This window comes from Actinobacillus seminis (genome assembly GCF_002263215.1).
GTDB lineage: Bacteria > Pseudomonadota > Gammaproteobacteria > Enterobacterales > Pasteurellaceae > Actinobacillus_B > Actinobacillus_B seminis.
In genome coordinates, this window is sequence record NZ_NLFK01000010.1 from 21,534 (window position 1) to 47,525 (window position 25,992).

Consider the following 25,992-nt stretch of genomic DNA (forward strand, 5'->3'; position numbering starts at 1 on the left):
GCTCCTTCAAATAAAAAAGCCCCACAAAGCAACTCTGTGGGGCATTTTATCCGATAATTTGAATTATTCAGCAATAATGCTTACATATTTGCGACTTTTTTCGCCTTTTACTTCAAATTTTACTTTACCGTCAGCGGTAGCAAATAATGTATGATCTTTACCCATCCCCACATTGCTACCGGCATGGAATTTAGTTCCACGTTGACGAACGATAATGCTACCTGCTAAAACAGACTCGCCACCGAAACGTTTAACACCAAGGCGTTTAGCTTCAGAATCGCGACCGTTACGAGTTGAACCGCCAGCTTTTTTAGTTGCCATCTACTTGATCTCCTCTGAAATTATGCTTGAATCCCAGTGATTTTCACTTCGGTGAACCACTGACGATGACCTTGTTGTTTACGACTGTGTTTACGACGACGGAATTTGACGATTTTCACTTTATCGCCACGACCGTGTGCAACTACTTCAGCCACTACTTTACCGCCGGCAACAACCGGGGCACCGATTTTAACATCTTCACCGTTAACGATCATTAACACTGAGTCAAACTCAACTGTTTCACCAGTTGCAACTTCAAGTTTTTCTAGACGAACTACTTGACCTTCGCTCACTCGGTGTTGCTTACCGCCACTTTGGAAAACTGCGTACATAAATACTCCGCTATACATTGTGCCTTAATTCAGCACACAAAAATTCATATAAATAGGTGGCAAATTCTACGTAAATTTTAAGCTGATAGCAAGAATTTATTTACGATAAAATAAAAAAATTCCGATTTTGCACGGTTTGATTTCAGAAAGCCAAGAAAATCAGTTACAATTGACCGCACTTTTTATGTTTCATCCTTCTATTGAAAAAATTTTCCCTATGGCAGCAACAAGTAATTTAATGAATATCAATGAAATTCAAACGCTTATCGCCCCCGAAATGCAGCAGGTGAATGAGGCAATTCTCGCGCAATTGAATTCCAATGTCGCCCTAATTAACCAATTAGGTTTCTACATTATTCAAAGTGGCGGAAAACGCATTCGTCCGATGATCGCGTTGCTTGCCGCTCGCGCCATGAATTGTTCGGGACAGCAACCGGTCACCTGCGCCGCGTTTATTGAATTTATTCACACTGCTACGTTATTGCATGACGATGTAGTTGATGAATCGGATATGCGTCGCGGAAACCCGACCGCCAATGCTGAATTCGGCAATGCCGCAAGCGTATTAGTAGGCGATTTTATTTATACCCGCGCGTTCCAATTAATGACACAATTAAATTCATTGAAAATTTTGCAGGTCATGTCGGATGCCACCAATGTGATTGCTGAAGGCGAAGTGCAACAGTTGATGAACGTCAATGATCCCAATACCAGCGAAGAAAATTATATGCGGGTAATTTATAGCAAAACCGCACGCTTATTTGAAGTGGCAACCCAATGTGCAGCGATTATCAGCGGCGCTGATGAGCAACAAGAAAAAGCGCTGCAAGATTACGGTCGCTATTTGGGAACCGCGTTCCAATTAGTAGATGACGTATTGGATTACAGTGCCAATGCACAGGCGTTGGGGAAAAATGTCGGTGATGATTTAGCCGAAGGTAAACCGACGTTGCCATTATTACACGCCATGCATCATGCTAATCCACAGCAAGCGGCAATGATCCGCAATGCCATTGAGCAAGGCGGCAAACGCGATATTTTAGCGGACGTGTTGGCGATCATGACTGAACATCATTCCCTTGATTATGCCATGGAACGTGCCGGACAAGAAGCACGGAAAGCAGTAGATGCTATTGCCTTTTTGCCGGAAAATGCCTATAAAAAAGCCTTAATTTCCTTGGCTTATATTTCCGTCGATAGAAAATACTAGTAAGCAGATTAAACGAATCTTATGACAGAGCAAATAACTGAAAAAAGTGCGGTCGATTTTCCGCCTAAAATGCGTAAACAAAAAATGAAAAAAGATCCGAATGCGCCTTTTGTCCGCCCGAAATTAAGCTTACCGGACGGGCATAATAAATTATTGTTGCATTCTTGCTGCGCACCTTGTTCCGGCGAGGTGATGGAAGCGATCCGAGCCTCCGGCATTGAGTTTACCATTTATTTTTACAACCCGAATATTCACCCGTTGAAAGAATATTTAATTCGTAAAGAAGAAAATATCCGTTTTGCTGAAAAATGGGGTATTCCATTTATTGATGCCGATTATGAGCGCCAAAAATGGTTTGAACGCGCTAAAGGCATGGAAGATGAACCGGAACGTGGCATTCGTTGCACCATGTGCTTTGATATGCGTTTTGAAAAAGCGGCACAATATGCCCATGAAAACGGTTTTCCGGTATTTACCAGTTGCCTTGGCATTTCTCGCTGGAAAGACATGAACCAAATTAACGGTTGCGGTCATCGCGCAGCAGAAAAATATGATGATGTCATTTATTGGGACTACAACTGGCGCAAAGGCGGCGGTTCACAACGAATGATCGAAATCAGCAAACGCGAACGTTTTTATCAACAAGAATATTGTGGCTGCGTGTATTCTTTACGAGATACCAATAAATGGCGCGAAGCCAACGGACGTGAGAAAATCGAAATCGGCAAACTGTATTACAGTGCGGATTAACGAAGTCAATCACACTAAAACAACTCAACAAAAATGGGGGAAAATTTCCCCCATTTTATCTTTATGTCTCTATGCGCTCAATAAGCGCTGCACCAATTGCGTATAAATATTCACGCCGGTAACGAGTTGATTTTCATCAAAATCAAATTCCGCTTGGTGATGCCCGGCTGTGCGATCAGCACCTAAAATAAAGTAAATCGCTTTGCCACCCCGTTCTTGCACTCGACGTCCCAAAATTGTCGCATCTTCGCTGGCATTAAATGCATATTTCGCTTGAATTTGTTGTACTTCCGGTTGCTCCAAAGCAATTTCAGAAACTAAATCAATAAGTTGAGTATCATTATTCATATCCACCGCTTCACCCATAATTTCCGTCTCATAACTGACGTCAAAACTTATCGCCACACCCTGTGCAATTTGCATCACCTGCTCCACCATATATTGGTTAATCGCTTTATTTTCCCCACGTACTTCCAATTGAATTTGCGCACTCGCCGGAATAACATTACGTCCTTCGCCGGCAGTTAATACGCCCACATTAATTCGCGTCATTCCGTCGCCATGACGAGCAATACCGTGCAACTGGGTCACCGCGTGTGCCGCGGCTAATAACGCGTTACGCCCTAAATGGGGCGCTGCTCCTGCGTGCGCCGGTTTACCTTGATAACGAATATCAATTTTAGTCGTTGATAAGAAATTTTTCGGATTAACAATCACCGTGCCGCTGTCAGCACAAAAACTGATATGAGAGCCGGCAAAATAATCCGCATCATCAATCACACCACTTGCCGCAATTGCTGCCGCGCCACGCACGCCTTCTTCCGCAGGCTGAAACACAATTTTCACCTTACCGCTAAATTTATCTTTATTTTGCGATAACCAAAGGGCAGTTCCTAAACCGATCGTAATATGGGCATCATGCCCACACGCGTGCATAAATCCGTCGTTTAAAGAACGGAAATTTAATTGATTCGGAAGATGTTGCGGATCGGCGGTTTCCGTGACATTCACGCAGTCAATATCAAAACGCAACGCCACCGTTTTGCCCGGTTTTCCGCTGTCTAATATCGCCACACAGCCCGTATATCCATTCATTTTCTCCAACCATTTTGCTTTTGCTCCATAGGCAATGGCATTTTGTAAGCCTTTTTCCACCACTTTTTGCCGGCGACCGCGCACAAAATCAGGATGAATAATTTGTTTCCCCAAGAGAATGCAAAACCCCATTTCCTCCAAATAATCCGCAATACGTGAAGTCGTCCAAAACTCAGACCAGCCGATTTCCGGGAAACGGTGAAATTCGCGCCGCCATTTGGTTAATTGAGATAATGCGATAGTCATGTTCCCTCCTCAAATAGGATCTTTTTTAACCGCACTTTTACGCCAATCCGGATGAAAAAGTGCGGTCATTTTTCTTGCAATTTTTACAACATAAACAAGGCTAAAAATAATACCGCCGGCACCATGCTCGGCGCAGTTCGTTTCACCATCTCAATCGGACTGACCGACGCCAAGCCGGCGCACACAATAGTCACACCCGCAATCGGGGAAGCTGTACGCCCAATCGCACCGGCAATCGCCGCCGCCATACCAAGATTTAAATGGGTATAACCTAACTCGGCAGCGTGTGGGGTTACCGCGGTATTAAAGGCAATCGCAGCAGCATCACCGGAACCGGTTATCAAACCCATTAAAAATGGCCCAATGGTCGCGCCCCAACGTACGAATTCGTTGGAATGTTTCAAAAATTCAATGGCGCTATCTACTGCTCCGGTTGATTTTAAGCCGGCAACAAACACGCTTGCCGCAATAATAATTCCTAGTACATTAGCGTAAGAATTACCCATTCCGTTAAAGAATTCTTCGGTAATTTTGGCTGGTGAAATGCGGGTGACGATAATGCCATAAATTGCCCCGATCAACATGGCTTGCGGTACCCCCATGTTAGTCCATGCCAACCATGAGATTTCTTTTTGCAATGAGGTTCCGCCGATCACCAAAATCACCAACGGAATTAAGGGTGCTAAGGCAAATAATGGATTAACTTTAGTAAATGCAGTTTCAACGGCAGTATTTTCTTTCAGATAAGCCTGACGGTGTTCTTCAGCGTAATCTTTAAATACAATCGCTAACAGCGTAAGTATCACCGCGCCAATCGCCCCGGCAATTATGGTATAAGGTGCGTGCGATAGGTTAACTTCGGTAATCGTCAAACCGGACATTTCACTTATCATGGCAGAATGTGATGATCCCGGACTCATCATAGAACCGAAAGTACCGGCTAAAATTGCCGCGCCCGCAGTTGCCGGACGAACCCCTGCAGATTTTAACACCGGAATTAAGGTTGCCCCAACCGCAGCGGCACAACCCGCCGCAGACGGAATAGCGATATTGATAAAAAAGGTCATGATCGTAGCAATGGGGATTAAGAAGAATTTTAATCCGCTCAATGGTTTAGTTAATAAATGCACCAAATGCGTATCACATTTCGTATATTTCATCACATACGCAAAACCCATGCTCGAACAGATCGCCATAATCAAGCCGCTGCCGGTCATGGCTTTAGCGAACGCATCCAATGCTTCCATTGGTTTTACGGTAATAATTGCCATGATCAATCCAACGCCGATTAATACCGTGCGGGTTTCATATTTCTTAATTAGCAAATAGATAGTGGCGATAATGCCCACAATCGCGACTATGGAATTAAATTGCTCCATCATCTTGTCCTCAATAGTTAAATGTAGAATGAGCGGCAATCGACTCCGGTGGTAAAAATTGCCGGTGAAACGCAAAATAGCGGTTTTACCCAAAACATGGGCATGATTATCTCGGATCCGTAATGCAACTCCCTCCGACAAAGCATAAACAACATCAGCATTCACAATCAAAATTTCGCTTAAACGCTCTTCGCGACTTTCTCCGTTATGCCCTTGCATTTTGCCGCTAATCAAGTGCGGGTTAATTTGGCACGGATTGGTTCGATTAACTGATGTGCATACAACCCGTTTAACAAACAAAAAGTATTGTCGCCACTAATAGCAATCATGCCTGCCTGTTCAATCACTTCAGAGCGCAAGCTAAAATCCAAACCTAATTGAGTAAGGAACGAAGATCATCCATTTCCTTGTTCTTTCGCCATTGCCAAGGCAATCGCAAGGGTTTGTACAAGGGTCATAGTGGCACATTGGGATCTAAAACCACGCACTTGCGCCTCTTTGATCACGAAAGAAACATCACTAAAGGCAATTAACGGGCTAATTTGGCTATCAGTAATTGCAATTTGTCGAATACCGCGTTGCGACGTGGTATTCATAATTTCCAAGGTTTCTTTGGCATATGGCGAAAAACTGATTGCCACTACCGCATCACCGGGTTTAACTTGACTCAATTGCTCATCAAACATCCCGCCCAATCCGTTGATGACAAAAGAGCGGCAATCCAAATGATGCAACGCATAATCCAAATAACAGGCAATGCTAAAAGAACGTTTCAAACCGACGATAAAAATATTATTTGCCTGATTTAAAATCTCCACGGCGGTCTGCAATTGCTCCTCCGAAGTCTGATTTGCCAATTGTTGCAATGCTTGATGGTTTGATTGTGCAAAAATATTCAAAATATCGACCGCACTTTCTTGCTGATCTTGTGACGGCTCCAATTGACGAAAAAGATGTAAACGTTCGGTATAACTGGCAGTTTCTTCCATCAAATTTTGACGGAAAATTTGTTTCATTTCATTAAAACCGCTAAAACCGAAAGCATTCGCAAAACGGATTAACGTGGAAGGCGGTACGCCGGCACGCTCGGAAATAGTCGCTACCGTATCAAAAACAACGCTATTATGATTGTCTAACACATATTGAGCCACTTGTTTTAAACGTTTACTTAAACTGTCATAACGAGCGCGAATTTCATTTTGTAACCGAACCAATTGTGAATTTTCTTGCATAAATTCATCCTTTAAATGAAACATTTTTTCGATTTATTGATTATGAGCGAAAATGCCTCATTTGAATAGTCATTTTTGTACAATGACGTCATTTTATGCGCCGGCTCAAATCATCATGAAGTTTACCCGCCCGACAAATAATGGTACAGTAGCGCTTTCAATTAACTTATTTTTAACAATGAAACAGTTTAGCGAAATCACGCCGCAACAGGCGTGGGAAATGATGAACGAACAGCAAGCGGTCTTAGTGGATATTCGCGATCTACCTCGTTTTACTTACAGCCATCCGCAAAATGCCTTTCACCTAACCAATCAAAACTATGGTGAATTTCAACAACGCTATGATTTTAATCATCCGATTATCGTCAGCTGCTATCATGGCATTAGTAGTCGCAATATTGCCGCCTTTTTAGTCGAACAAGGGTACAAGAATGTGTATAGTCTTATCGGCGGGTTTGATGGCTGGATGCGTGCCGAATTACCAATTGAAGTGGCGTATTTATCCGAACCGGAAACTAATTAAATCCAACCGTCGCCACATACGCTAAAATTGCATAAAAAAAGACCGCGCTTATTGCCAAGATGCTTTTTACTGCCATGGTATTTTTTTCATGAATACGATAACAAATTCTTGCAACAATACCTAACCATAAAGGATAACTCCACAAAAATACCGACATCCATGTGATTTGAAACTCAGATAAATGGGGATTTTTATTTAAATTAGGTGAAATTAAAAGCGCCAATGGCCATAATAAAACCGGCAGACAAAAAATAGCTAACGCCCAATTAAATCGGGTAAATCCTATTGGCATTTTTTGTTTTTTCATTTTGTCCTCATCGCGTTAAAATAATCAAAATTTTTATCTTGGGAAATATAACAAATGCAGCATTTATTTGGTAGTGAAATTCCAATTTTTTGTGTCTATTTTCGTGACTATATTCGCGCAAAATACCAAGTTGAGCTGGAGTTACGTCCGATTGAAAAAAACGGACTTCCAATGACAGGGGTTTATCTTGAAGAAAATTGTCAATATTTTGCCGAGATCGTGCAAGAAAAAGACGCCTTTTTAAAAAAACCTTTCGATCCCCAATATCAACAGGCAAGCTGGCAAACCGGCGATATCCGAATACACGCTCCAAAATTAACGCCATCATCATGGCAATTCCATGGATTGGCATTATTAAAACAACAAAAATTTACGCTATTTTTGACCGCACTTTGCTGTCTGATTTATATCTTCCGGTTAATCGGTTTTGAAAATATCATTTTTTCCATTGCACATTATCCCGAAGATGCGCAACAGCAAGGGGAATTATGGCGTTATTTTTCCCATTCTTTAGTTCATCTTTCCCTTTGGCATATTGTCTTTAATTTGGCATGGTGGTGGTTATTTGGCGGCGCAATTGAAAAAGCCTTTGGATCTATCACCTTGATTTTACTTTATTTTTGTACCGCACTTTTAACGGGCTTTGCTCAAAATCTCGCCTCAGGACCTGCCTTTTTCGGTCTGTCCGGCGTGGTCTATGCGGTTCTTGGCTTTGCCTTTGTAGCGGATAAATGGAGCGATATTTCCTTTGATTTACCGCAAAACTTTTTCACCATGTTGGTCGTCGGTATCGCCTTGGGCTTTATCGCGCCGCTGATTGGTATCGAAATGGGCAATACTGCCCACATCAGCGGGCTGATTTTAGGCAGTTTATTTGGCATATTCGCTACAAAATTAGTGCGGAAAAGATGATTTAAACTTAAAAATGAGCTAAAGTAGTGCCAATCAATGATGAAGATTACAACAAATAACGCAGTTAATGTTAAGGATCGGACATGAAGCAATCTCTACGTCATAAAAAAATTATTGAGCTTGTGAAACAAAAAGGTTATCTCAGCACAGAAGAACTGGTTAATTTGCTTGGTGTCACCCCGCAAACTATTCGGCGCGATTTGAAAGAGTTAGCAGAAACCAATCGGATTAACCGTCATCATGGCGGTGCTGCCTCAGTATCTACTTCTGAAAACAGCGATTATATTGAACGTAAACAGTTTTTTTCTCAGGAAAAGCAAATTATCGCCAATGAAGTAGCTAAAATTATTCCTAACGGTTCTTCACTTTTTATTGATATTGGTACTACGCCGGAAGCGGTTGCCAATGCCTTATTGCAACACCAAAATTTGCGGATTGTGACCAACAACTTAAATGCGGCGCATATTTTAATGAAAAATCAAACCTTTGATATTACCATGGCAGGCGGTTCCTTGCGTCAAGATGGCGGTATTATCGGTGAGGCGACAATTGCCTTTATTTCTCAATTTCGCTTGGATTTTGGTATTTTAGGGATCAGCAGTATTGATACGGATGGTTCATTGCTGGATTATGATTACCACGAAGTACAAGTCAAACGTGCGATTATTGAAAGTTCGCGCAATACGATTTTAGTCACGGATCATTCGAAATTCAGTCGGCGCGCCATGGTGCGTTTAGGAACATTAGCGGAAGTGGAATATTTGTTTACTGATACCGCACCGCCGGCACCGATTGTGAATTTGCTCAACGGTAGCAATGTGCAATTAAATATTTGCTGCTAAATGAAAAGATAAAAATGGACGCCAATGTGCGTCCATTTTATTCCGCCCAATTAGGCTAACGCTTTGGTTAACAAGGTAATTGGGTGCAAACAGGTTGTATTGGTTGACATATCAATTTGCCATTTGCAGGTTTCACATTCTGAAATCACAAAATCAAATCTGCCACGTTCAATATTTTCAAATAAGGTATTACCAATCGCTTGCGCCACCTCATAATTTTCCGATTTAAACCCGTAAGTTCCCGCAATACCGCAACATTGTGATGGTAACATGACAATTTCTAAACCCGGAATATATTTCAAAATATCCAGCGTATAAGGCGCCCACCCGGCTTTATCGACATGACACGCAGTATGATAAGCCACTCGCAGCGGCATATTTTTAAACCGCGGTGCCTTACCTTGATTAAATAATTGATACAAATAACGCGTTACAATATGAATATGCGGACGAACTTTGGCATTATCCATGCCCAAAATATGATGATATTCGTCGCGTAAATTCATGGTACAACTGGATGAGGTGCCAACCACATCAATTTCCCGCTTATCAATCACTTTTGCCAATTGATCCAAATTAAAGCGAGCTTGTTTTTTAGCGCGATTTGGAAAACCGTTCACCATCAGCGGCAAACCGCAGCATTTTTCTTTTTCCAATAACACCACACCAATATCCATGGCATTGAACAAAGTGATCAAATCCTTACCCAATTGCGGATTGTTATAATTCACATAACAACCGTGATAATACGCCACTTTTTCACGAAAATAGGCTTGGCGTTCGGCTTCATGTTTGCTGTACCATTGGCGGAAAGAACCGAAAGAATATTTTGGCAACGCGCGATGCCGGCTGACATTTAAGGTTTTTTCCAACAAAAAGCGCGTCGCATTTAAGCCCGTGATTTTATTCACAATCGGCGCAAATGGGGTATTCATGGTTCCCATAATATCAGTGTTACTTAAAATGGCATCACGTAATTTATGCACCAAGGATTTATTTTGTCGATCCAAATATTTATTTCTGGCTCGAATAATCAAATCCCCGATTTTCACATCAGACGGGCAAGCCACTTCGCAACGTTTACAGTTGGTACAATATTTTAACGCTTCATCATATAGATCTGCGCTTTTCAATCGCAAACGCTCACCATCCGGTCCCGATTGTTTTGGTCCCGGATAGAACGGATTTTGTTTAGACACCGGACAAACCGCGGTACAAGCGGTACATTTGATACAGCTTTCAAAACTGCTGTCCATGCCTTGATGGATCACTGCCGGATGCAAATTTTGTTTTGCGCTCTCAATGAGTTCTTGAATATTCATATTATGCGACTCTCCCATTTTTTGCCCCGATGATACGTTCTGCCACCGTCAGTGCAGTAACAATCGCTACGCCGGAACCACAACCAAGGTTAATCCCGTCATAGCCGCCGACAACATTACCGATAGCATATAAATTTTCAATAAATTGACCGCTCTTTTGCACCTGACAATCGCCATTGATTACTACACCGGCGCTGTGATAAGGTTGCGGCGCAGAAAAGCGCGAATGCGTCCAAGAAAAACGTTGATCGGCTTGGAAATTCCCATCACGAATAATATCCGCCTCAAACACCGGTTCAAGAACACGTTCAAAACTTGCCACTAGCCCATTGCTGAAAAAACTACCGGAAGCAAGAACAAAATGCTCACCAACAATGGCATCTTCCGGATGCAAACGAGTATAAATTTTTTGCACTTTTCCATCTGCCATTTCCGCGCGGGTCGCCTTGTCACCATTTAACATCAAGCCACCCAAGGCTTCAAATTGATGGCGTAATTGTTTATGTTGACGAATGCCTAATAAAGAGGGGGGCAAGGTCGGCAATTCGTATAAATTCAATCCCGTTTCCTGTTTTAAGTTATTGAAAAATTCTTGATTTTCCATTCCAAAACACGCCGGTAAAAAGACCGCACTTGCATCCGCCGCCGCTTGTTTAATTTCTTGAACCAAGTCTCTGAATGTCAATTTATGTTCAAGCACTTGCGAAATATTCACACTACGGAATTCACGCCCTTCTTTACGCAATTGATCCAATTCCGAAATACTTAAATAACCTGTGGTTACGTTACAATGGGCAAACTGCGGATTTTGTACCAAATTTTCCGCTAATAAGTGCGGTTGAAAATCGTGGTATCCTTCAATGCCTAAAATTGCAATGTGCGAATGCGAAAATTGTTGTTCCGTCAATGCCAGCATTGGAACGCTGTTCGGCGATAACCAAGATGCACGTAAACCGCCAAGCGGGGTGACGCGCCAATGATTTTGTTGCACATCCCCTTCCAGCCCTAATCCAAGGGATTGGGATAATTGTTCAAACTGTTTCGCTTTTGCCAATACTTGTTCTTCTCCGAGCAAACAATAAGGATGCTGCGGCAATTGGGTGGCTAAATCGGAATAAGATTGCGCAAACTCTACCACATTTTCGCCGCTTGGCAGTCGACTTAATAAGTCCATTGAACCGGAAGCAAAATCAATCGCTGCTTGCCCGTTATTGATGATGACACAACGTTTACCCTGTTGTTGCAGTTCAATCCCACACGTTAAACCGGCAAGTCCGCCGCCAATAATTACCACGTCAAATTTCATTGCTATCTGTCCCCTGTTGCGCTTGTTCTGCAAGCGGTTGAACATCATTTAAGCCCAGTAAGCTGAAATAAATCCAGCTGGTAAATTCAGCTTCACGAATCGCATCTCCCCACGCAATCGGCTCAATGCCACGCCAACGTTCCTCCATAAATGAAGCAAGCTGTACAGTAGACCGGCGCGGTGTTGCCACTTGGAAACGCGCCATTAACCCCGCGGCACGACAAGCACAGAGTTCTGCTTGGCAAGTTCCCATACCGACACGGGTACGACGACGTAAATCAACCAAATTATTCACGTTTAATTCATCCACCGCATAGCGTACTTCGCCGGCGGTAACCACTTCACATTCGCAAATTAACGAATAATCCAACCGCTCTTTTTTCAATAAACGGGTTACGCGTTGACCGTGGCGATAGAGTGCAGAAATACGAATGGGCGCCGGTAAAGACACAATTTGTTTTTTCGTTTCTTCATCCTCTTGATTAGAACCCGGAAGCGCAGTGGTGGCGGTTTTACATTCAGCTGATTTATTCAGTTTTTTACACACTAAATCCGTTGCCCATTCAGCCATCAAACGGTATGTCATTAATTTACCGCCGGTAATGGTGATGAAACCGTCTAATCCGTCACGTTCCGCATGATCTAATAATACAATACCGCGACTTACATTACGTCCGGACGGATCATCATCCGTCGCCACCAAAGGACGTACGCCGGCATAGGCGCGTAACACACGGGTATGACGCAAACTTGGGGCTAATTTTTCGCCCTCACGGAATAAAATATCCACTTCTTCCGGAGTGACAATCATGTTATCAATTTGATCGTAAGGAATACGACTTGAGGTGGTTCCAATAACACAAATTGTATCGCCAGGAACCAAAATATCCGCATCCGCCGGCTTACGACAACGGTTGATCACCATGTTGTTGATACGGTGTCCCATGATCAATAAGGCACCTTTTGCCGGGAACATCCGAATTTTCAAATCCGCATATTCAGCAATACCTTGTCCCCAAATACCGCCGGCATTAACTACAATGGGTGCAAAAAACCGGCGTTCTCTTTTATTTTTGTGATCATATACTTTGGTGCCGATCACTCGTCCGCCTTCACGAAGTAATGAGATCACTTCGCAATAAGTAAAGATTTTGGCACCATGCTCCGTTGCATCCAGCATATTGGCAGCAGTTAAACGAAACGGGTCAATGGAACCGTCCGGCACCACAACAGCCCCTACTAAATCCGGATTTACCGAAGGTTCCATGCGTCCGGCAAGTTCAGGATCAATCGCGACTGCTTCAATCCCCGAGGCGCTACAAGCATCAAGAAAGATTTTTTGATAGTTTAAATCATCTTCCGGCAACGTGATAAAAAGCCCTTTGGTATCGTCAATACAATGACGCGCAATTTGCTTTAAGATCATATTTTCTTGAATACATTCGGCTGCCGATTCTTGGTCGTTTACCGCATAGCGTGCACCGCTGTGTAATAACCCGTGATTTCGCCCGGTCGCACCGGTTGCAATATCTCGACGCTCCAATAAAACGCATTGCAATCCACGCATTGCGCAATCACGCGCAATCCCCGCTCCTGTCGCGCCGCCGCCGATAATAATCACATCCGTCGTGATCGGTGAAAAATCATCATTTGATTGATAAATTCTAGATGGAATAGGCATAATCTCTTCTCCCCGCACCCTACAAAAGTGCCTCATTTGATGAGGCTAATCATACCTTAAATGTTCGTTTTAGAAAATAAACGAGTGCATTTATATTTTATTTATGTGAAGCAGATCACTTTGTAATTCCTTTAAGAACATCAAAGTACAAGATAAGCTAAAAAAATCAGCGCCTCTGACAAAGAAAAAACGGGAGCAATTCCCGTTTTTTTATAAATGGCGCTTAATAAAAATCGCAGTCAGCTTGCTTAAACGCTACATCACATATTGTAACACCAGCATATAACCCGAGAGACCCAATAAAATCCCTACAAGCCAATGTCGCATGACTTTGGGCTGACATACTCCTCGTATTTTCATTGAGAAGAAACTTGTCACAAAAGAAAAAGCAATCACAATTAGCACTACGGAAAAATTCACATAACCAATTTGCCAAGAATTTTCCAAATACACGGGTGGTGTTTTATTTAAATAACTATACAAACTCCCAATACCACCAAAAATCATCATCACATTACTGTAAACCGCGATTTGATATATTTTGATACTCGGCAATAAGGCAAGCAAGGGAGACATAATGGAACCGCCGCCAATTCCTGTCATTCCTGCAACCGAGCCACCAAAGGCGCAGAGAAACACGCCTTTAATATATTCCTCGTTGCTCGCCACTGTCATCGCTTGCACTTTCGGTTTACTTATTAATACCACCAACGACAGCACGATTAGCGTAATAACAAAAACCCAAACAATAAATTCATTAGGTACTAAAAAACTGCCTTCAAATCCCAATTGCACGCCAATTAACATGCCAATGGAACACCAAATGAGTAATTTAGCTCGAATCGCAATATGTTGGCGATAAAAATAAATCAAATTAATCATCGCAGTTCCCATCACCGTCGTTAATGATGTCGCCGCGACCATTTGCATCGAAAATTCAGGGAATAACGTATGCAAAATTGGCACCATCAACACCCCTCCACCGATACCGAATAACGCTGACATCGTATTGGTTAATATTCCACAAAATGCAAGTATGATCATTGTCATGATTGTCATTTCTATTTTCCCCTTGGCTAAACTTGGCATTTAACTAATTATAATTTTGCGTAAAAAAACACCGCTCTTATTTTATATTTGAAATACGTTTTGCATAATTTATGCATATTGTGCCGAGTATAAAATAAATTTTATTATGATCACTATCATATCTTAGTCGTGGGAGGCAAGGCACACAGGGGGTAAAAAAAAAAAAAAAAATGATAATATCGCCTGACAAGTCTAAGCTGTAGCAGAGCATTTCTATAAGTAAACAGACTAATTGCATTTTATGCATTTCCAATATAATGTAATGAGGACATTTTATGTCAATAATTTACCCTACCGATTTAAAACACTGTCAACTTACCTACTTAAATTCTTTCTCCAAAGGAGCCACTATTTATACTCAAGGAGAGGAAGCTAAGGAGTTTTATTACATAATTAACGGACTTATAGGGTTATACCATTCCCTGGACAACGGAAAAGAAAGTTTGGTACGCCTTTACCAGAAAGGAGAATATTTTGGCTATCGAACGTTATTTGATAGAAATATCTATCATTGTAATGCTAAAGTACTTGTTAACGCAGTGCTTATTAGGATTAAACCGACAAACCTTAATACATTTTTTATTGAGAATCCTAAGATGAATAAATTTTTAATTCAAGCACTTGCGAATGAATTGCGTGAAGCAGAGCAACGCTTAACTAAAATTTCTTATTTACGCACTTTAGATCGAGTAATTGATAGCATTTATTTTCTGACAGATAACTTTCCCTATTATAACTGGACTCATCGTGAAATTGCCGAATATGCCGGATGTGAAACAGAGACTGCTATTCGAATTACTAAGGAACTCAAACGTAACGGATTATTAAAAAATTTACATAAAGATAAAACAGAGTAAATGCTCCTCTGCTTTATCTTTTTACACTCAAATAAATACCAATCGGTATTATACCATCACCAAACTATAACCTAATGCCGCTAAGATTCCGCCGATAATTGGACCGATAACCGGCACCCAAGCATATCCCCAGTCAGCCGAGGTTTTGAGTTTTTTACCTAAAATCGCTAATGCAATACGCGGTCCCAAATCACGAGCAGGGTTAATCGCATAACCGGTTGTTCCTCCGAGACTCAAACCAATCGCCCACACCAAAATAGCTACCGGCAATGCTCCAATTGAACCTAAACCAATTGGGGTCTCTGCATTCGTCCCCGGCAAAACAATTGATCCCGCGGAAATATAGAAAATGACTGAAACTAATACAATAGTACCGATGATCTCACTGACCAGATTGCTGGAAAATTTACGAATCGCCGGTTCTGTGCAAAAACAAGCTCTTTTAACCCCCTCATCTTCTGTTACAGCGAAATGGTCGCAATAGAATAAATATACAACCAGCCCACCTAAAATACCTCCGACAATTTGTGCCAAAATATACCCCGGCACCATCCCCCAATCAAATGTTCCGTGCATAGCCAGTCCAAGGGTAACTGCCGGATTTAAATGCGCACCACTATAAGGTCCGACCGCAACAACTGCAACATAAACCGCAAAAGCCCATGCTGTGGTAATCACTATCCAACCACCGGCATTTCCTTTGGTTTTATTTAAACACACATTGGCGACCACTCCATTCCCCATTAAAACAAGTAACACGGTACCTAAAAACTCTGCAAGATAAGCATTCATATAAAGAATCTCCTTAACGAATTATGAAAGTTATGCTTTTATTATTGCCAAATAATAAAGCATTCCGTATTTTCTTCGTTTTCAATCAAAATAATGTTCTTTTGAATATCTTTAAGTGCTAGGTGATTATCTAACTTTGTATTAATAATTCAATGCACTTTCTATGCTTTTTTGTAAATGTGTTAACTTAATCACACTTTTACTCTCCCTATTGTGTTTTTAATGAACAATAAAGCGGTTACAAAAAGAGTACAACAGCTATTTTATGTGAGCAGGCTCAAATATTTGAAATATTCTTATTCCCAAACAACATATTTTATATTAGATTTTTCGCGTAATTTGTTCGTTTTAGATCAAAAAATCTATATTTAAATCTGTAAAGTGCATATACCGATTTTTAATTTATATTGGATTTCAGATCACAGGAAATTTATTATGTCAGAAAAAAATACATCATTGCGCTAGATCAAGGCACAACCAGTTCAAGAGCGGTTTTATTAGATCACAACGCGAATGTCGTCGAAATCGCACAGCGCGAATTCACGCAAATTTATCCGCAAGCCGGTTGGGTTGAACATAACCCAATGGAAATTTGGGCAACTCAAAGCTCAACTTTAAACGAAGTGGTAGCAAAAGCAGGGATTACTTCGGATGAAATTGCTGCAATCGGTATCACAAACCAACGCGAAACAACGATTGTTTGGGAAAAAGCAACCGGCACGCCGGTTTATAACGCTATTGTATGGCAATGTCGTCGTACATCTAATATTACGGATAAACTCAAAACGGACGGTCATGAAGACTATATTCGCAATACTACAGGTTTAGTGGTTGACCCTTATTTCTCCGGTACAAAAGTAAAATGGATTTTAGATAACGTTGAAGGCGCGCGCGAAAAAGCAGAGCGCGGCGAGTTGTTATTTGGTACCGTTGATACTTGGTTAGTTTGGAAATTAACTCAAGGTCGTGTTCACGTAACGGATTACACCAATGCTTCACGTACCATGTTATTCAACATCCACACCAAACAATGGGATGACAACATGTTGGAATTATTAAATATTCCACGTTCAATGTTGCCGGAAGTCAGAAACTCTTCTGAAGTCTATGGTCAAACCAACATTGGTGGTAAAGGTGGGGTTCGTATCCCTGTGGCAGGCATTGCAGGAGACCAACAAGCGGCGTTATTCGGTCATTTATGCGTTAACGCAGGTCAAGCAAAAAATACCTATGGTACAGGTTGCTTTATGTTGTTACACACAGGTGACAACGCAATTACATCCCAAAATGGCTTATTAACGACTATCGCATGTAATGCTAAAGGCGAACCTGCTTACGCGCTGGAAGGCTCTGTATTTATCGCCGGCGCCTCCATTCAATGGTTACGTGATGAGCTCAAAATCGTTCATGACAGCCACGACAGTGAATACTTTGCAACTAAAGTACCAAACTCCAATGGTGTTTATGTCGTTCCTGCATTCACCGGTTTAGGTGCGCCATATTGGGATCCGTATGCACGCGGTGCAATCTTAGGATTATCTCGCGGCGCAAATCGCAACCATATTGTTCGTGCAACGCTCGAATCAATTGCTTACCAAACACGTGATGTATTAGAAGCCATGCAAGCGGATTCCGGCAGCAAACTTCAATACTTACGCGTTGACGGCGGAGCCACCGCGAATAACTTCTTAATGCAGTTCCAATCTGATATTTTAGATGTTAATGTTGAACGTCCAGTAGTGAAAGAGGTCACTGCATTAGGTGCAGCATATCTTGCCGGTCTTGCTGTTGGTTTCTGGAAAGATTTAAGCGAACTTCAAGACAAAGCACGTGTAGAACGCACATTCACGCCGGATAATGACAACGAAAAACGCGAACGTCGCTATAAAGGCTGGAAAAAAGCGGTTAAACGTGCATTAGCATGGGAAAATGATCTCTCTGATTAATTTCGCTCTTTTAGTATACGATTATCGCAAGATAATCGTATACTAATGTTCCTTTTAGAAAAAAACGAAAATAAAAAACACCTTACATCTGTAAACTCAATCTAATATCGCTCAAATTTTATAAAATACGAATAATTTTTTGTGAGAGCCATCACAATATAAAAATTATCTTCTTTTATTTTTTCTTTTTTTAGTTATCATCACAAAAAAATATTCATAAATGAACATTTTTCTAAAGTAATATAATTAATAACAGTTGGAGATTTCTTATGTTTGGTCCATTTAAACCCGCTCCCCACATTGCGGAGCTACCTCAAGACAAAATCGATCCAACCTATAAACGCTTACGTTGGCAAGTGTTTATGGGGATCTTTTTTGGTTATGCCGCCTATTATTTCGTACGTGCTAACTTCGACTTAGCGCAAAAAGGGTTAATTGAAGCGGGTCTTTATAACAAAGCTGAATTAGGAATTATCGGTACCGGTGCCGGTCTTGCCTACGGATTATCAAAATTTGTGATGGCAAGTATTTCTGACCGATCAAATCCAAAAGTCTTCTTACCGTTCGGTTTATTATTATCCGGTTTATGTATGACCATGATGGGGTTAATGCCTTGGGCAACTTCCGGTATCGCAGTCATGTTTGTTATGATCTTCCTAAATGGTTGGTTCCAAGGAATGGGTTGGCCTCCTTGCGGTCGTACTATGGTGCACTGGTGGTCAAAATCCGAACGCGGTACTATCGTATCCATTTGGAACTGTGCACATAACATCGGCGGCATGATGCCTGGCTTAATGGTCTTATTAGCCAGCGCATTATATTTCAGTACACACGGAGTTGAAGCAACTGCTAAAGACGTATGGCAACAAGCTCTCTACTATCCGGGTATTGCCGCAATGGTTTGTGCAATCCCTGTATATTTTGTGATGAAAGATACTCCACAATCTTGCGGTTTACCATCCATCGAAAAATATAAAAATGACTATCCGGATGATTACAACGAAAAAACTTACGAACACGATTTAACTACGAAAGAAATCTTCGTTACTTACGTGTTAAAAAACCGTTTATTATGGTACATTGCAATCGCTAATGTATTCGTCTATTTAATTCGTTATGGCGTCTTAAAATGGTCTCCGGTTTACCTTGGTGAAGTAAAACACTTCAACATTAAAGGTACCGCTTGGGCATATACCATCTATGAATTAGCCGCAGTACCGGGTACTTTAATCTGTGGTTGGGTATCAGATAAATTATTCAAAGGTAAACGTGGTTTAACCGGTTTCATCTTCATGATTTTAACAACTGCGGCGGTTATCGCTTTATGGTTAAATCCGGCAACCCCTGAAGCGGAATTAGCCCTTTATGCGGATAAAGCGTGGTATCAAAACCCATATCAATTAACTGACTTTATCTTAATGACCACAATCGGTTTCTTAATCTATGGTCCGGTAATGTTAATTGGTTTACACGCACTTGAACTTGCCCCGAAAAAAGCCGCGGGTACTTCAGCAGGTTTCACCGGTTTATTCGGTTACTTAGGTGGTACAGTTTCCGCTTCTGCGGTAGTCGGTTGGGCAGCCGAGTACTATGGCTGGGACGGTGGTTTCTATGTCATGATCACCGGCGGTGTGTTAGCGATCTTGTTAATGTTCATTACCATGATTGAAGAAAGTAAGCACAAAGCGAAATTAAACGACCACTATGGTAAATAATGATTGATGATTATAAAGGAAGGGTGTTTATACTCTTCCTTTTTTAACAAACTACACCTCGAAACAGATAGCATTTTATTAACATTTAATATTAATTAACCGATAAGAAGAAAAGGTGAATATGACGTATTTATTTAAATTAAGTTTAATCGGTTTAACTATTATCGCGGCGGCGTGTTCAGCTAATGCAAAGGGACCTAAAATACCTTACTCTCATCAAGGCGTTACGGCAATTGATGATAACTATAAGAAAGAAGTGAAATGGGTTTCAGTAGAAGATATTGCAGAACAATTAAAAGGCAAACCGCCAATGACGGTAAGTTTTGATGTTGATGATACCACTTTAGTTTCTTCTCAATGTTTTTATTATGGAAAAAAACATTTTCACCTAATAGTTTTGATTATTTGCATAATCAAGCTTATTGGAATTTTGTAGCTGATGGCTGCGATAAATATTCTATTCCAAAAGAATCTGCAAAACGGATTATTGATATGCACCAAGCGCGTGGAGACCAAATTATCTTCATTACAGGACGTACCCCACATGAAAATCATAAAGCGGATCAAATCGATCAATTAGGACGTATTTTAGAACAAGCTTTCCAAATTAAAAATATGCAACCTGTTAACTATACGAAAGATACTCCCGTTGAACCTTATAAATATGATAAAACGAAATATATAGTAGATCACAAAGTGGCAATTCATTATGGAGATAGCAACGATGATATTCTTGCTGCTCGTGAAGCAGGTATTCGTGGTATTCGCGTAATTCGTTCAGCTGTCAGTACCAACCGCCCATTACCATTGAATGGTGGCTATGGCGAAGAAGTTGTTGTGGATTCATCTTACTAAAATGAAATGATATGCAATAATATATCGTAAAAATAAATACTTTTTTAACCGCACTATACCTGTCAAAATAGGAGATTTTTTATGAAAATAAAAACAGCGTTAACCCTAGCTGCATTAGCAACATTAACCGCTTGCAGTAACCAAGCTCAGCTACAACAAATGAATAACAAAGAAAAGATAGTCATTGCCCATCGTGGTGCAAGCGGTTACTTACCTGAACATACTTTAGAAAGTAAAGCGCTTGCCTTTGGTCAAAAAGCAGATTATTTAGAACAAGATTTAGCAATGACCAAAGATAATCAATTAGTGGTAATTCATGATCATTTCTTAGATGGCTTAACCGACGTAGCGAAAAAATTCCCTAACCGCCATCGTAAAGATGGGCGTTATTACGTCGTGGACTTTACCTTAAAAGAAATTCAAAGTTTAGAAATGACCGAGAATTTCAAAGTGGAAAACGGAAAACAAGTTCAGGTTTATCCAAACCGATTCCCAATGTGGAAATCCCATTTCCGCATCCATACATTTGAAGAAGAAATTGAATTTATCCAAGGTTTAGAAAAATCAACCGGTAAAAAAATCGGTATTTATCCGGAAATTAAAGCTCCTTGGCTACATCACCAAGAAGGAAAAGATATCGCCTTTGCCACCTTAAAAGTCTTACAAAAATACGGTTACACGCAAAAAAATGCTCCTGTTTATCTACAAACCTTTGATTTCAATGAATTAAAACGGATCAAAACTGAACTGTTACCAAAACTCGGCATGGATATCAAATTGGTACAGCTTATTGCCTACAGCGATTGGGGGGAAACACAAGAAAAAGATGCCAATGGTAAATGGGTAAACTACGATTACGATTGGATGTTTAAAGATGGCGCAATGGCGGAAGTAGCAAAATATGCTGATGGCGTAGGACCGGGCTGGTATATGTTGATTGATGATAAAGCTTCAACACCAAACCATATTGTTTACACACCGTTAGTCAAAGAATTAGCGAAATATCCGGTCGAAGTTCACCCTTATACCGTTCGCAAAGATGCCTTGCCGAATTTCTTTAGTAACGTCAACCAAATGTATGATGCATTATTAAATAATGCCGGTGCAACAGGTATTTTTACTGATTTCCCTGATACTGCGGTTAAATTTCTGAAATCCGAGCAAAAATAATACCTTCTTATTATTTTCATCTCTTCCTAATACGGTTGCTTCATGTGACCGTATTTTTTTGAAAAATTTATTTTAAAATATTCTAAAATCCAGACTGCACTTTTTATTTTTCATTTTGTATAAAATCATCTCAAAACACATATAAACCATCATAAAAACTAGCCTAAAAGCAAAATTTTTTGAGATCAATATCTCAAATAATAATTTTACCTCTTGAGTTTTTTGAAATATATGTTTCAATTTAACCATCAAATAATAAGTTAGGATTTGTGATTAATTCATCACTAAGGAAAAGCACAATGAAAACAGAAAAAACATTAGATCTTATCTGTCTTGGACGTGTCGCGGTTGATTTATATGCGCAACAAATCGGTTCACGCTTAGAAGATGTCAGCTCATTTGCCAAATATTTAGGCGGTTCTTCCGGCAATGTCGCTTATGGAACAGCAGTTCAAGGCGTTAAATCATCCATGTTGGCACGCGTCGGAGATGAGCATATGGGGCGATTCTTACGCGAAGAATTACAACGTGTCGGTGTTGATACCGGTCATTTAATCACGGACAAAGAACGCCTTACTGCTCTCGTCATTTTAGGTATTAAGGATCAAGATACTTTTCCACTCATTTTTTATCGTGATAATTGTGCCGATATGGCAATTAGTGCAGAAGATTTTGATGAAGCCTATATTGCCTCTGCCAAAGCTTTAGCTATCACGGGAACCCATCTTTCCCACCCTAAAACTCGCCATGCGGTCTTAACCGCTCTTGAATATGCCGGTCGTAATGGAACCAAACGCCTGTTGGATATTGACTATCGTCCAGTACTTTGGGGCTTAACTTCCCTCGGGGATGGTGAAACTCGTTTCATTGATTCTGAAGCAGTAACTAAATCGTTACAAGAAGTATTACATCATTTTGATGTACTGGTCGGTACCGAAGAAGAATTTCACATTGCCGGAGGTTCTACAGATACACTAACTGCGTTGAAAAATGTGCGCAAAGTCAGCCAAGCCACATTAGTTTGCAAACGCGGCGCACTAGGTTGCTCCGTCTTTGAAAGCTCCATTCCGGATGATCTTGATGGAGGTATTAATGTCTATGGCGTACGAGTTGAGGTGCTGAATGTGTTAGGTGCGGGAGATGCCTTTATGTCCGGGTTATTACGCGGTTATATTAATGGCGAAAGCTGGGAACAATGCTGTCGCTATGCCAATGCCTGTGGCGCATTGGTGGTTTCTCGTCATGGTTGTGCTCCGGCAATGCCGACCAAAGCGGAATTGGACGATTACCTCTCCCGCGCGGAATCCGTACCTCGTCCGGATTTGGATGCTCAATTAAACCATCTGCACCGAGTTACCACACGTAAAACACAATGGGATGATCTCTGCATTTTTGCCTTTGATCACCGCAAACAACTGGTCGATATGGCGGAAAAAAGTGGTGCGGATCCCAAACGCATACCGAAATTAAAAACACTCTTATTGCAAGCGGCGGTACAAACTGCCAAAGAAGAAGGCATTTATAACGGTCATGCCGGTATTTTAGCAGATACCACTTTCGGTCAAGCGGCACTTAATGAAATCACCGGTAAAAAATGGTGGATTGGGCGTCCGATCGAATTACCATCCTCACGTCCATTGCGTTTAGAACACGGTGATTTAGGCAGTCAACTCATTAACTGGCCAACAGAACATGTTGTCAAATGCCTCGTATTCTATCATCCGGCAGATAAAGCAGAAATGAAAGCAGATCAAGATGCGACCTTACAACAAGTGTATCAAGCCTGCTGCCGCACCGGTCACGAGCTATTGCTCGAAATTATTCTTCCAGCCGATATGGAACAAAAAGAAAGCTATTATGTTGATATGGTTACCCATTTCTATCACCTTGGTATCAAACCTGACTGGTGGAAATTACCGGGCGTATCTACTGAAACTTGGGCAGCATTAAGCAAAGTAATCGAACAAAACGACCCCCACTGTCGAGGAGTTCTGATCCTTGGCTTAGACGCACCGGAAAGTGTCTTTGAAGCAGTATTCAAAGCCTCCGCCAACGCACCGTTAGTCAAAGGTTTTGCCGTCGGTCGCACCATTTTCAGTCAACCGTCTGCCGATTGGCTTGCAGGTAAATTGGATGATAAAGGCTTAATTAAAGAAATCTCCGAACGCTACAGAAGATTAATTAAACTGTGGAAAAACCGAAAAACTAAACCATTCAAACAAGGGTTCCTACGAGAACCCTTAATTTTTGCTAAAATCACGCTATAATAACCTCATCTTCAACCAATCATTCCTCATTATGCACACACTCATTTTTCTACACGGACTGTTAGGTTCAAATCAAGACTGGCAAAAAGTCATCGAAAAACTACCGCACTTTCACTGCATCAGTTTAGATCTCCCACTACACGCACAATCTCAACAATATCACGTGGAAAACTTTGAACAAACTTGCCGGTATCTTGCCACACAAATCCAACAACATATCGGCAATTCACCTTATTTTTTAGTCGGTTATTCACTCGGCGGGCGTTTGGCATTATATTACAGCTTCCAGTTTCAACAAGCTAAAGGAAACCTACAAGGCATTATTTTGGAAGGCGCTAATCTTGGATTAAGTCGCGAAGCCGACCGCCTGACACGTTGGCAAAATGATGAGCTATGGGCGCAACGATTTGCACAAGAACCCATCCAAGAAGTCCTCAACGATTGGTATCAACAGCCCGTCTTCGCTCATTTAACCGACAGCGAACGCATGGCGCTCATCGAAAAACGCGCCGCTAATCAAGGCACAGCAATCGCCCAAATGCTGCGTGCCACCTCTCTTGCCAAACAACCTGACTTTAGATCCAAAGTACGCATAACTCGCCTGCCGATTTATTATCTTTGCGGCGAAAAAGATCAAAAATTCCGCACCATTGCCGAACAAGACCGCCTCAATTTACGCCTTATCCCGCAAGCCGGACACAACGCCCATTTAGAAAATCCCCTCGCCTTCGCCAAGGCAATACAAGCGATTTTCAACATCACTCCCGCATAAGCCCCTGCATTAAATTTAACGCAAAAATTAACCGCAATTTTAGGCGCAGATCAAAGTGCGGTTAATTTTTATATTATTTACTAGGAGTAACTAGGCGCCTTTTTTACGGCGTTTTAATGTATCAACTAAGACTGCAACAACAATGATGCCACCTTTGACAATTTGTTGCCAATACGGGTCAACCCCTAACATATTTAAGCCTTTGTTTGTTGTACCGATAATTAATGCGCCAATGACGCACATAGGAATAGTACCAAATCCGCCAGTCAACGATACCCCTCCAATAACTGCCGCCGCAATAGCATCCAGCTCCCACGACAAACCATAAGAAGGGTTTCCAGCATAAGTTCTGGCAGCAAGCAGCGCACCGGCAAGTCCAGATAAAGCTCCGGCAAAGGTATAAACAAGAATTAAGGTTTTAGTGGTGTTAATTCCACAAATTTTAGCTGCATTTAAGTTGCCCCCTACCGCATAAACATGACGTCCAAAAGTGGAATGACTTAATAAAATATGAGAAATAATTACAATAAAAACATAGAGAATGACAAGACCGGGTAAACCAAAGATATCCATATCGGCAATCCAAGTAAAGGATTCGGAAGAAGCATCGATAGGACGACCATCAGAATATAATTGTGCCGCACCTCGTGCGATAATCATCATACCCAATGTAGCAATAAACGGCGGAATACCTCCCAATGCTGTCAACCCGCCATTAATTGCGCCCATAAAAGCGCCGAGTACGAGCGATATGGCAAAGGCTAAAAGTGCAGCACTTACTGCATCACCACCAGTCACAACAGATGCTGCCACAACGGAAGTTAATGCAACCATTGAACCTGAGGATAAATCAATACCGGTAGTAATAATTGCAAAGGTCACCCCGATAGCAATAATACCGAACATAGAAACTTGCTCAATAATACTCCATACGGTACGGGTGGAAAAGAAACCGTCAATAGACGCGGACAGAACTAAAAATAATGCAATCAGGATCAGAACCATTCCATATGCATTAATAATTTTTTTCAAAGAAACTTGTGACATAATTCGTACCTCGTTTGTTATTTT

The 25,992-nt window shown here is 41.3% G+C and carries 24 protein-coding genes and 1 pseudogene; 12 read left to right on the forward strand and 13 right to left on the reverse strand.

The features are described 5' to 3' along the window. Nucleotides 1-63: 63 nt before the first annotated feature. Complete coding sequence (rpmA, locus tag CFY87_RS09590; protein WP_094947080.1) at nucleotides 64-321, reverse strand: 50S ribosomal protein L27; 258 nt, start codon at nucleotides 319-321, stop codon at nucleotides 64-66. Nucleotides 322-341: 20 nt separating this feature from the next. Next, the gene (gene rplU / locus CFY87_RS09595) at nucleotides 342-653 is read right to left on the reverse strand and encodes a 50S ribosomal protein L21 (RefSeq protein ID WP_005721505.1); all 312 of its coding nucleotides are present in this window, start codon (nucleotides 651-653) and stop codon (nucleotides 342-344) included. Nucleotides 654-891: 238 nt separating this feature from the next. On the opposite strand from rplU, the gene ispB reads away from it, so the two are divergent. Together ispB and CFY87_RS09605 are read left to right on the forward strand one after the other, a co-directional pair. Next, nucleotides 892-1,863: an octaprenyl diphosphate synthase gene (gene ispB, locus CFY87_RS09600; protein ID WP_094947225.1), complete on the forward strand. Its 972-nt coding sequence runs from the start codon at nucleotides 892-894 to the stop codon at nucleotides 1,861-1,863. A gap of 21 nt (nucleotides 1,864-1,884) precedes the next feature. After that, nucleotides 1,885-2,613: an epoxyqueuosine reductase QueH gene (locus CFY87_RS09605; protein WP_094947083.1), complete on the forward strand. Its 729-nt coding sequence runs from the start codon at nucleotides 1,885-1,887 to the stop codon at nucleotides 2,611-2,613. 69 nt (nucleotides 2,614-2,682) lie between these two features. Here CFY87_RS09605 and CFY87_RS09610 read toward each other — a convergent pair whose 3' ends face one another. From CFY87_RS09610 to CFY87_RS09620, 4 genes are all read right to left on the reverse strand, one after another. Beyond that, nucleotides 2,683-3,954, reverse strand: coding sequence for a M20 family metallo-hydrolase (locus CFY87_RS09610; protein WP_094947086.1), 1,272 nt, complete (start codon nucleotides 3,952-3,954; stop codon nucleotides 2,683-2,685). A gap of 83 nt (nucleotides 3,955-4,037) precedes the next feature. Continuing rightward, the gene (dcuC, locus tag CFY87_RS09615) at nucleotides 4,038-5,552 is read right to left on the reverse strand and encodes a C4-dicarboxylate transporter DcuC (protein ID WP_236757413.1); all 1,515 of its coding nucleotides are present in this window, start codon (nucleotides 5,550-5,552) and stop codon (nucleotides 4,038-4,040) included. 11 nt (nucleotides 5,553-5,563) lie between these two features. Further along, nucleotides 5,564-5,692, reverse strand: coding sequence for a Type 1 glutamine amidotransferase-like domain-containing protein (locus tag CFY87_RS12505; RefSeq protein ID WP_272896451.1), 129 nt, complete (start codon nucleotides 5,690-5,692; stop codon nucleotides 5,564-5,566). 36 nt (nucleotides 5,693-5,728) lie between these two features. Then, nucleotides 5,729-6,565, reverse strand: coding sequence for a MurR/RpiR family transcriptional regulator (locus tag CFY87_RS09620; protein WP_094947088.1), 837 nt, complete (start codon nucleotides 6,563-6,565; stop codon nucleotides 5,729-5,731). A 178-nt stretch (nucleotides 6,566-6,743) separates the two neighbouring features. On the opposite strand from CFY87_RS09620, the gene glpE reads away from it, so the two are divergent. After that, nucleotides 6,744-7,088 carry a thiosulfate sulfurtransferase GlpE gene (glpE, locus tag CFY87_RS09625; RefSeq protein ID WP_094947231.1) on the forward strand — a complete coding sequence of 115 codons (345 nt, stop codon included), beginning with the start codon at nucleotides 6,744-6,746 and terminating at the stop codon, nucleotides 7,086-7,088. On the opposite strand, the gene CFY87_RS09630 is transcribed toward glpE, so the two are convergent. Then, on the reverse strand, nucleotides 7,081-7,395 hold the full coding sequence (locus CFY87_RS09630) for a DUF5389 domain-containing protein (protein ID WP_094947091.1): 315 nt from the start codon (nucleotides 7,393-7,395) through the stop codon (nucleotides 7,081-7,083). The two genes, glpE and CFY87_RS09630, sit on opposite strands and share 8 nt — an antisense overlap. Nucleotides 7,396-7,449: 54 nt before the next feature. Between CFY87_RS09630 and CFY87_RS09635 the strand changes: the two genes are divergently transcribed. Beyond that, nucleotides 7,450-8,307, forward strand: a complete 858-nt coding sequence (locus CFY87_RS09635) for a rhomboid family intramembrane serine protease (RefSeq protein WP_094947094.1) — start codon at nucleotides 7,450-7,452, stop codon at nucleotides 8,305-8,307. Nucleotides 8,308-8,390: 83 nt separating this feature from the next. Continuing rightward, complete coding sequence (locus tag CFY87_RS09640; RefSeq protein ID WP_094947097.1) at nucleotides 8,391-9,149, forward strand: DeoR/GlpR family transcriptional regulator; 759 nt, start codon at nucleotides 8,391-8,393, stop codon at nucleotides 9,147-9,149. A 50-nt stretch (nucleotides 9,150-9,199) separates the two neighbouring features. Here the strand turns inward: CFY87_RS09640 and glpC are convergent, their stop codons facing one another. The 4 genes from glpC to CFY87_RS09660 form a co-directional block, all read right to left on the reverse strand. Continuing rightward, the gene (glpC, locus tag CFY87_RS09645) at nucleotides 9,200-10,471 is read right to left on the reverse strand and encodes an anaerobic glycerol-3-phosphate dehydrogenase subunit GlpC (protein WP_094947100.1); all 1,272 of its coding nucleotides are present in this window, start codon (nucleotides 10,469-10,471) and stop codon (nucleotides 9,200-9,202) included. Nucleotide 10,472: 1 nt separating this feature from the next. Further along, nucleotides 10,473-11,777: a glycerol-3-phosphate dehydrogenase subunit GlpB gene (gene glpB, locus CFY87_RS09650; protein ID WP_094947103.1), complete on the reverse strand. Its 1,305-nt coding sequence runs from the start codon at nucleotides 11,775-11,777 to the stop codon at nucleotides 10,473-10,475. Then, nucleotides 11,767-13,458 (reverse strand): anaerobic glycerol-3-phosphate dehydrogenase subunit A, encoded by a 1,692-nt coding sequence (glpA, locus tag CFY87_RS09655; protein WP_094947106.1) that lies wholly within the window; start codon nucleotides 13,456-13,458, stop codon nucleotides 11,767-11,769. Before glpA ends, glpB begins: the two co-directional genes overlap by 11 nt. 255 nt (nucleotides 13,459-13,713) lie before the next feature. Beyond that, nucleotides 13,714-14,517 (reverse strand): sulfite exporter TauE/SafE family protein, encoded by an 804-nt coding sequence (locus tag CFY87_RS09660; protein ID WP_094947109.1) that lies wholly within the window; start codon nucleotides 14,515-14,517, stop codon nucleotides 13,714-13,716. Nucleotides 14,518-14,822: 305 nt separating this feature from the next. On the opposite strand from CFY87_RS09660, the gene CFY87_RS09665 reads away from it, so the two are divergent. Then, on the forward strand, nucleotides 14,823-15,404 hold the full coding sequence (locus CFY87_RS09665) for a Crp/Fnr family transcriptional regulator (protein ID WP_094947112.1): 582 nt from the start codon (nucleotides 14,823-14,825) through the stop codon (nucleotides 15,402-15,404). Nucleotides 15,405-15,452: 48 nt separating this feature from the next. Here the strand turns inward: CFY87_RS09665 and CFY87_RS09670 are convergent, their stop codons facing one another. Then, nucleotides 15,453-16,196, reverse strand: coding sequence for an MIP/aquaporin family protein (locus CFY87_RS09670; protein WP_094947115.1), 744 nt, complete (start codon nucleotides 16,194-16,196; stop codon nucleotides 15,453-15,455). Between the two features lie 428 nt (nucleotides 16,197-16,624). Between CFY87_RS09670 and glpK the strand changes: the two genes are divergently transcribed. The 6 genes and pseudogenes from glpK to menH all read left to right on the forward strand — a co-directional run bounded on the left by glpK (nucleotide 16,625) and on the right by menH (nucleotide 24,921). Further along, entirely contained in the window at nucleotides 16,625-18,142 is a 1,518-nt protein-coding gene (gene glpK / locus CFY87_RS09675) for a glycerol kinase GlpK (RefSeq protein WP_094947234.1), read from the forward strand. Between the two features lie 269 nt (nucleotides 18,143-18,411). Then, entirely contained in the window at nucleotides 18,412-19,857 is a 1,446-nt protein-coding gene (glpT, locus tag CFY87_RS09680) for a glycerol-3-phosphate transporter (protein ID WP_094947118.1), read from the forward strand. 121 nt (nucleotides 19,858-19,978) lie between these two features. Continuing rightward, nucleotides 19,979-20,712, forward strand: a pseudogene (aphA, locus tag CFY87_RS09685) (acid phosphatase AphA). Nucleotides 20,713-20,793: 81 nt separating this feature from the next. Continuing rightward, entirely contained in the window at nucleotides 20,794-21,882 is a 1,089-nt protein-coding gene (gene glpQ, locus CFY87_RS09690) for a glycerophosphodiester phosphodiesterase (RefSeq protein ID WP_094947121.1), read from the forward strand. A 299-nt stretch (nucleotides 21,883-22,181) separates the two neighbouring features. After that, entirely contained in the window at nucleotides 22,182-24,149 is a 1,968-nt protein-coding gene (locus CFY87_RS09695; RefSeq protein ID WP_236757414.1) for a bifunctional 5-dehydro-2-deoxygluconokinase/5-dehydro-2-deoxyphosphogluconate aldolase, read from the forward strand. 31 nt (nucleotides 24,150-24,180) lie between these two features. Beyond that, complete coding sequence (menH, locus tag CFY87_RS09700) at nucleotides 24,181-24,921, forward strand: 2-succinyl-6-hydroxy-2,4-cyclohexadiene-1-carboxylate synthase (protein ID WP_419670261.1); 741 nt, start codon at nucleotides 24,181-24,183, stop codon at nucleotides 24,919-24,921. 90 nt (nucleotides 24,922-25,011) lie between these two features. Here menH and CFY87_RS09705 read toward each other — a convergent pair whose 3' ends face one another. Next, nucleotides 25,012-25,968, reverse strand: coding sequence for an ABC transporter permease (locus tag CFY87_RS09705; RefSeq protein WP_094947124.1), 957 nt, complete (start codon nucleotides 25,966-25,968; stop codon nucleotides 25,012-25,014). Nucleotides 25,969-25,992 lie beyond the last annotated feature (24 nt).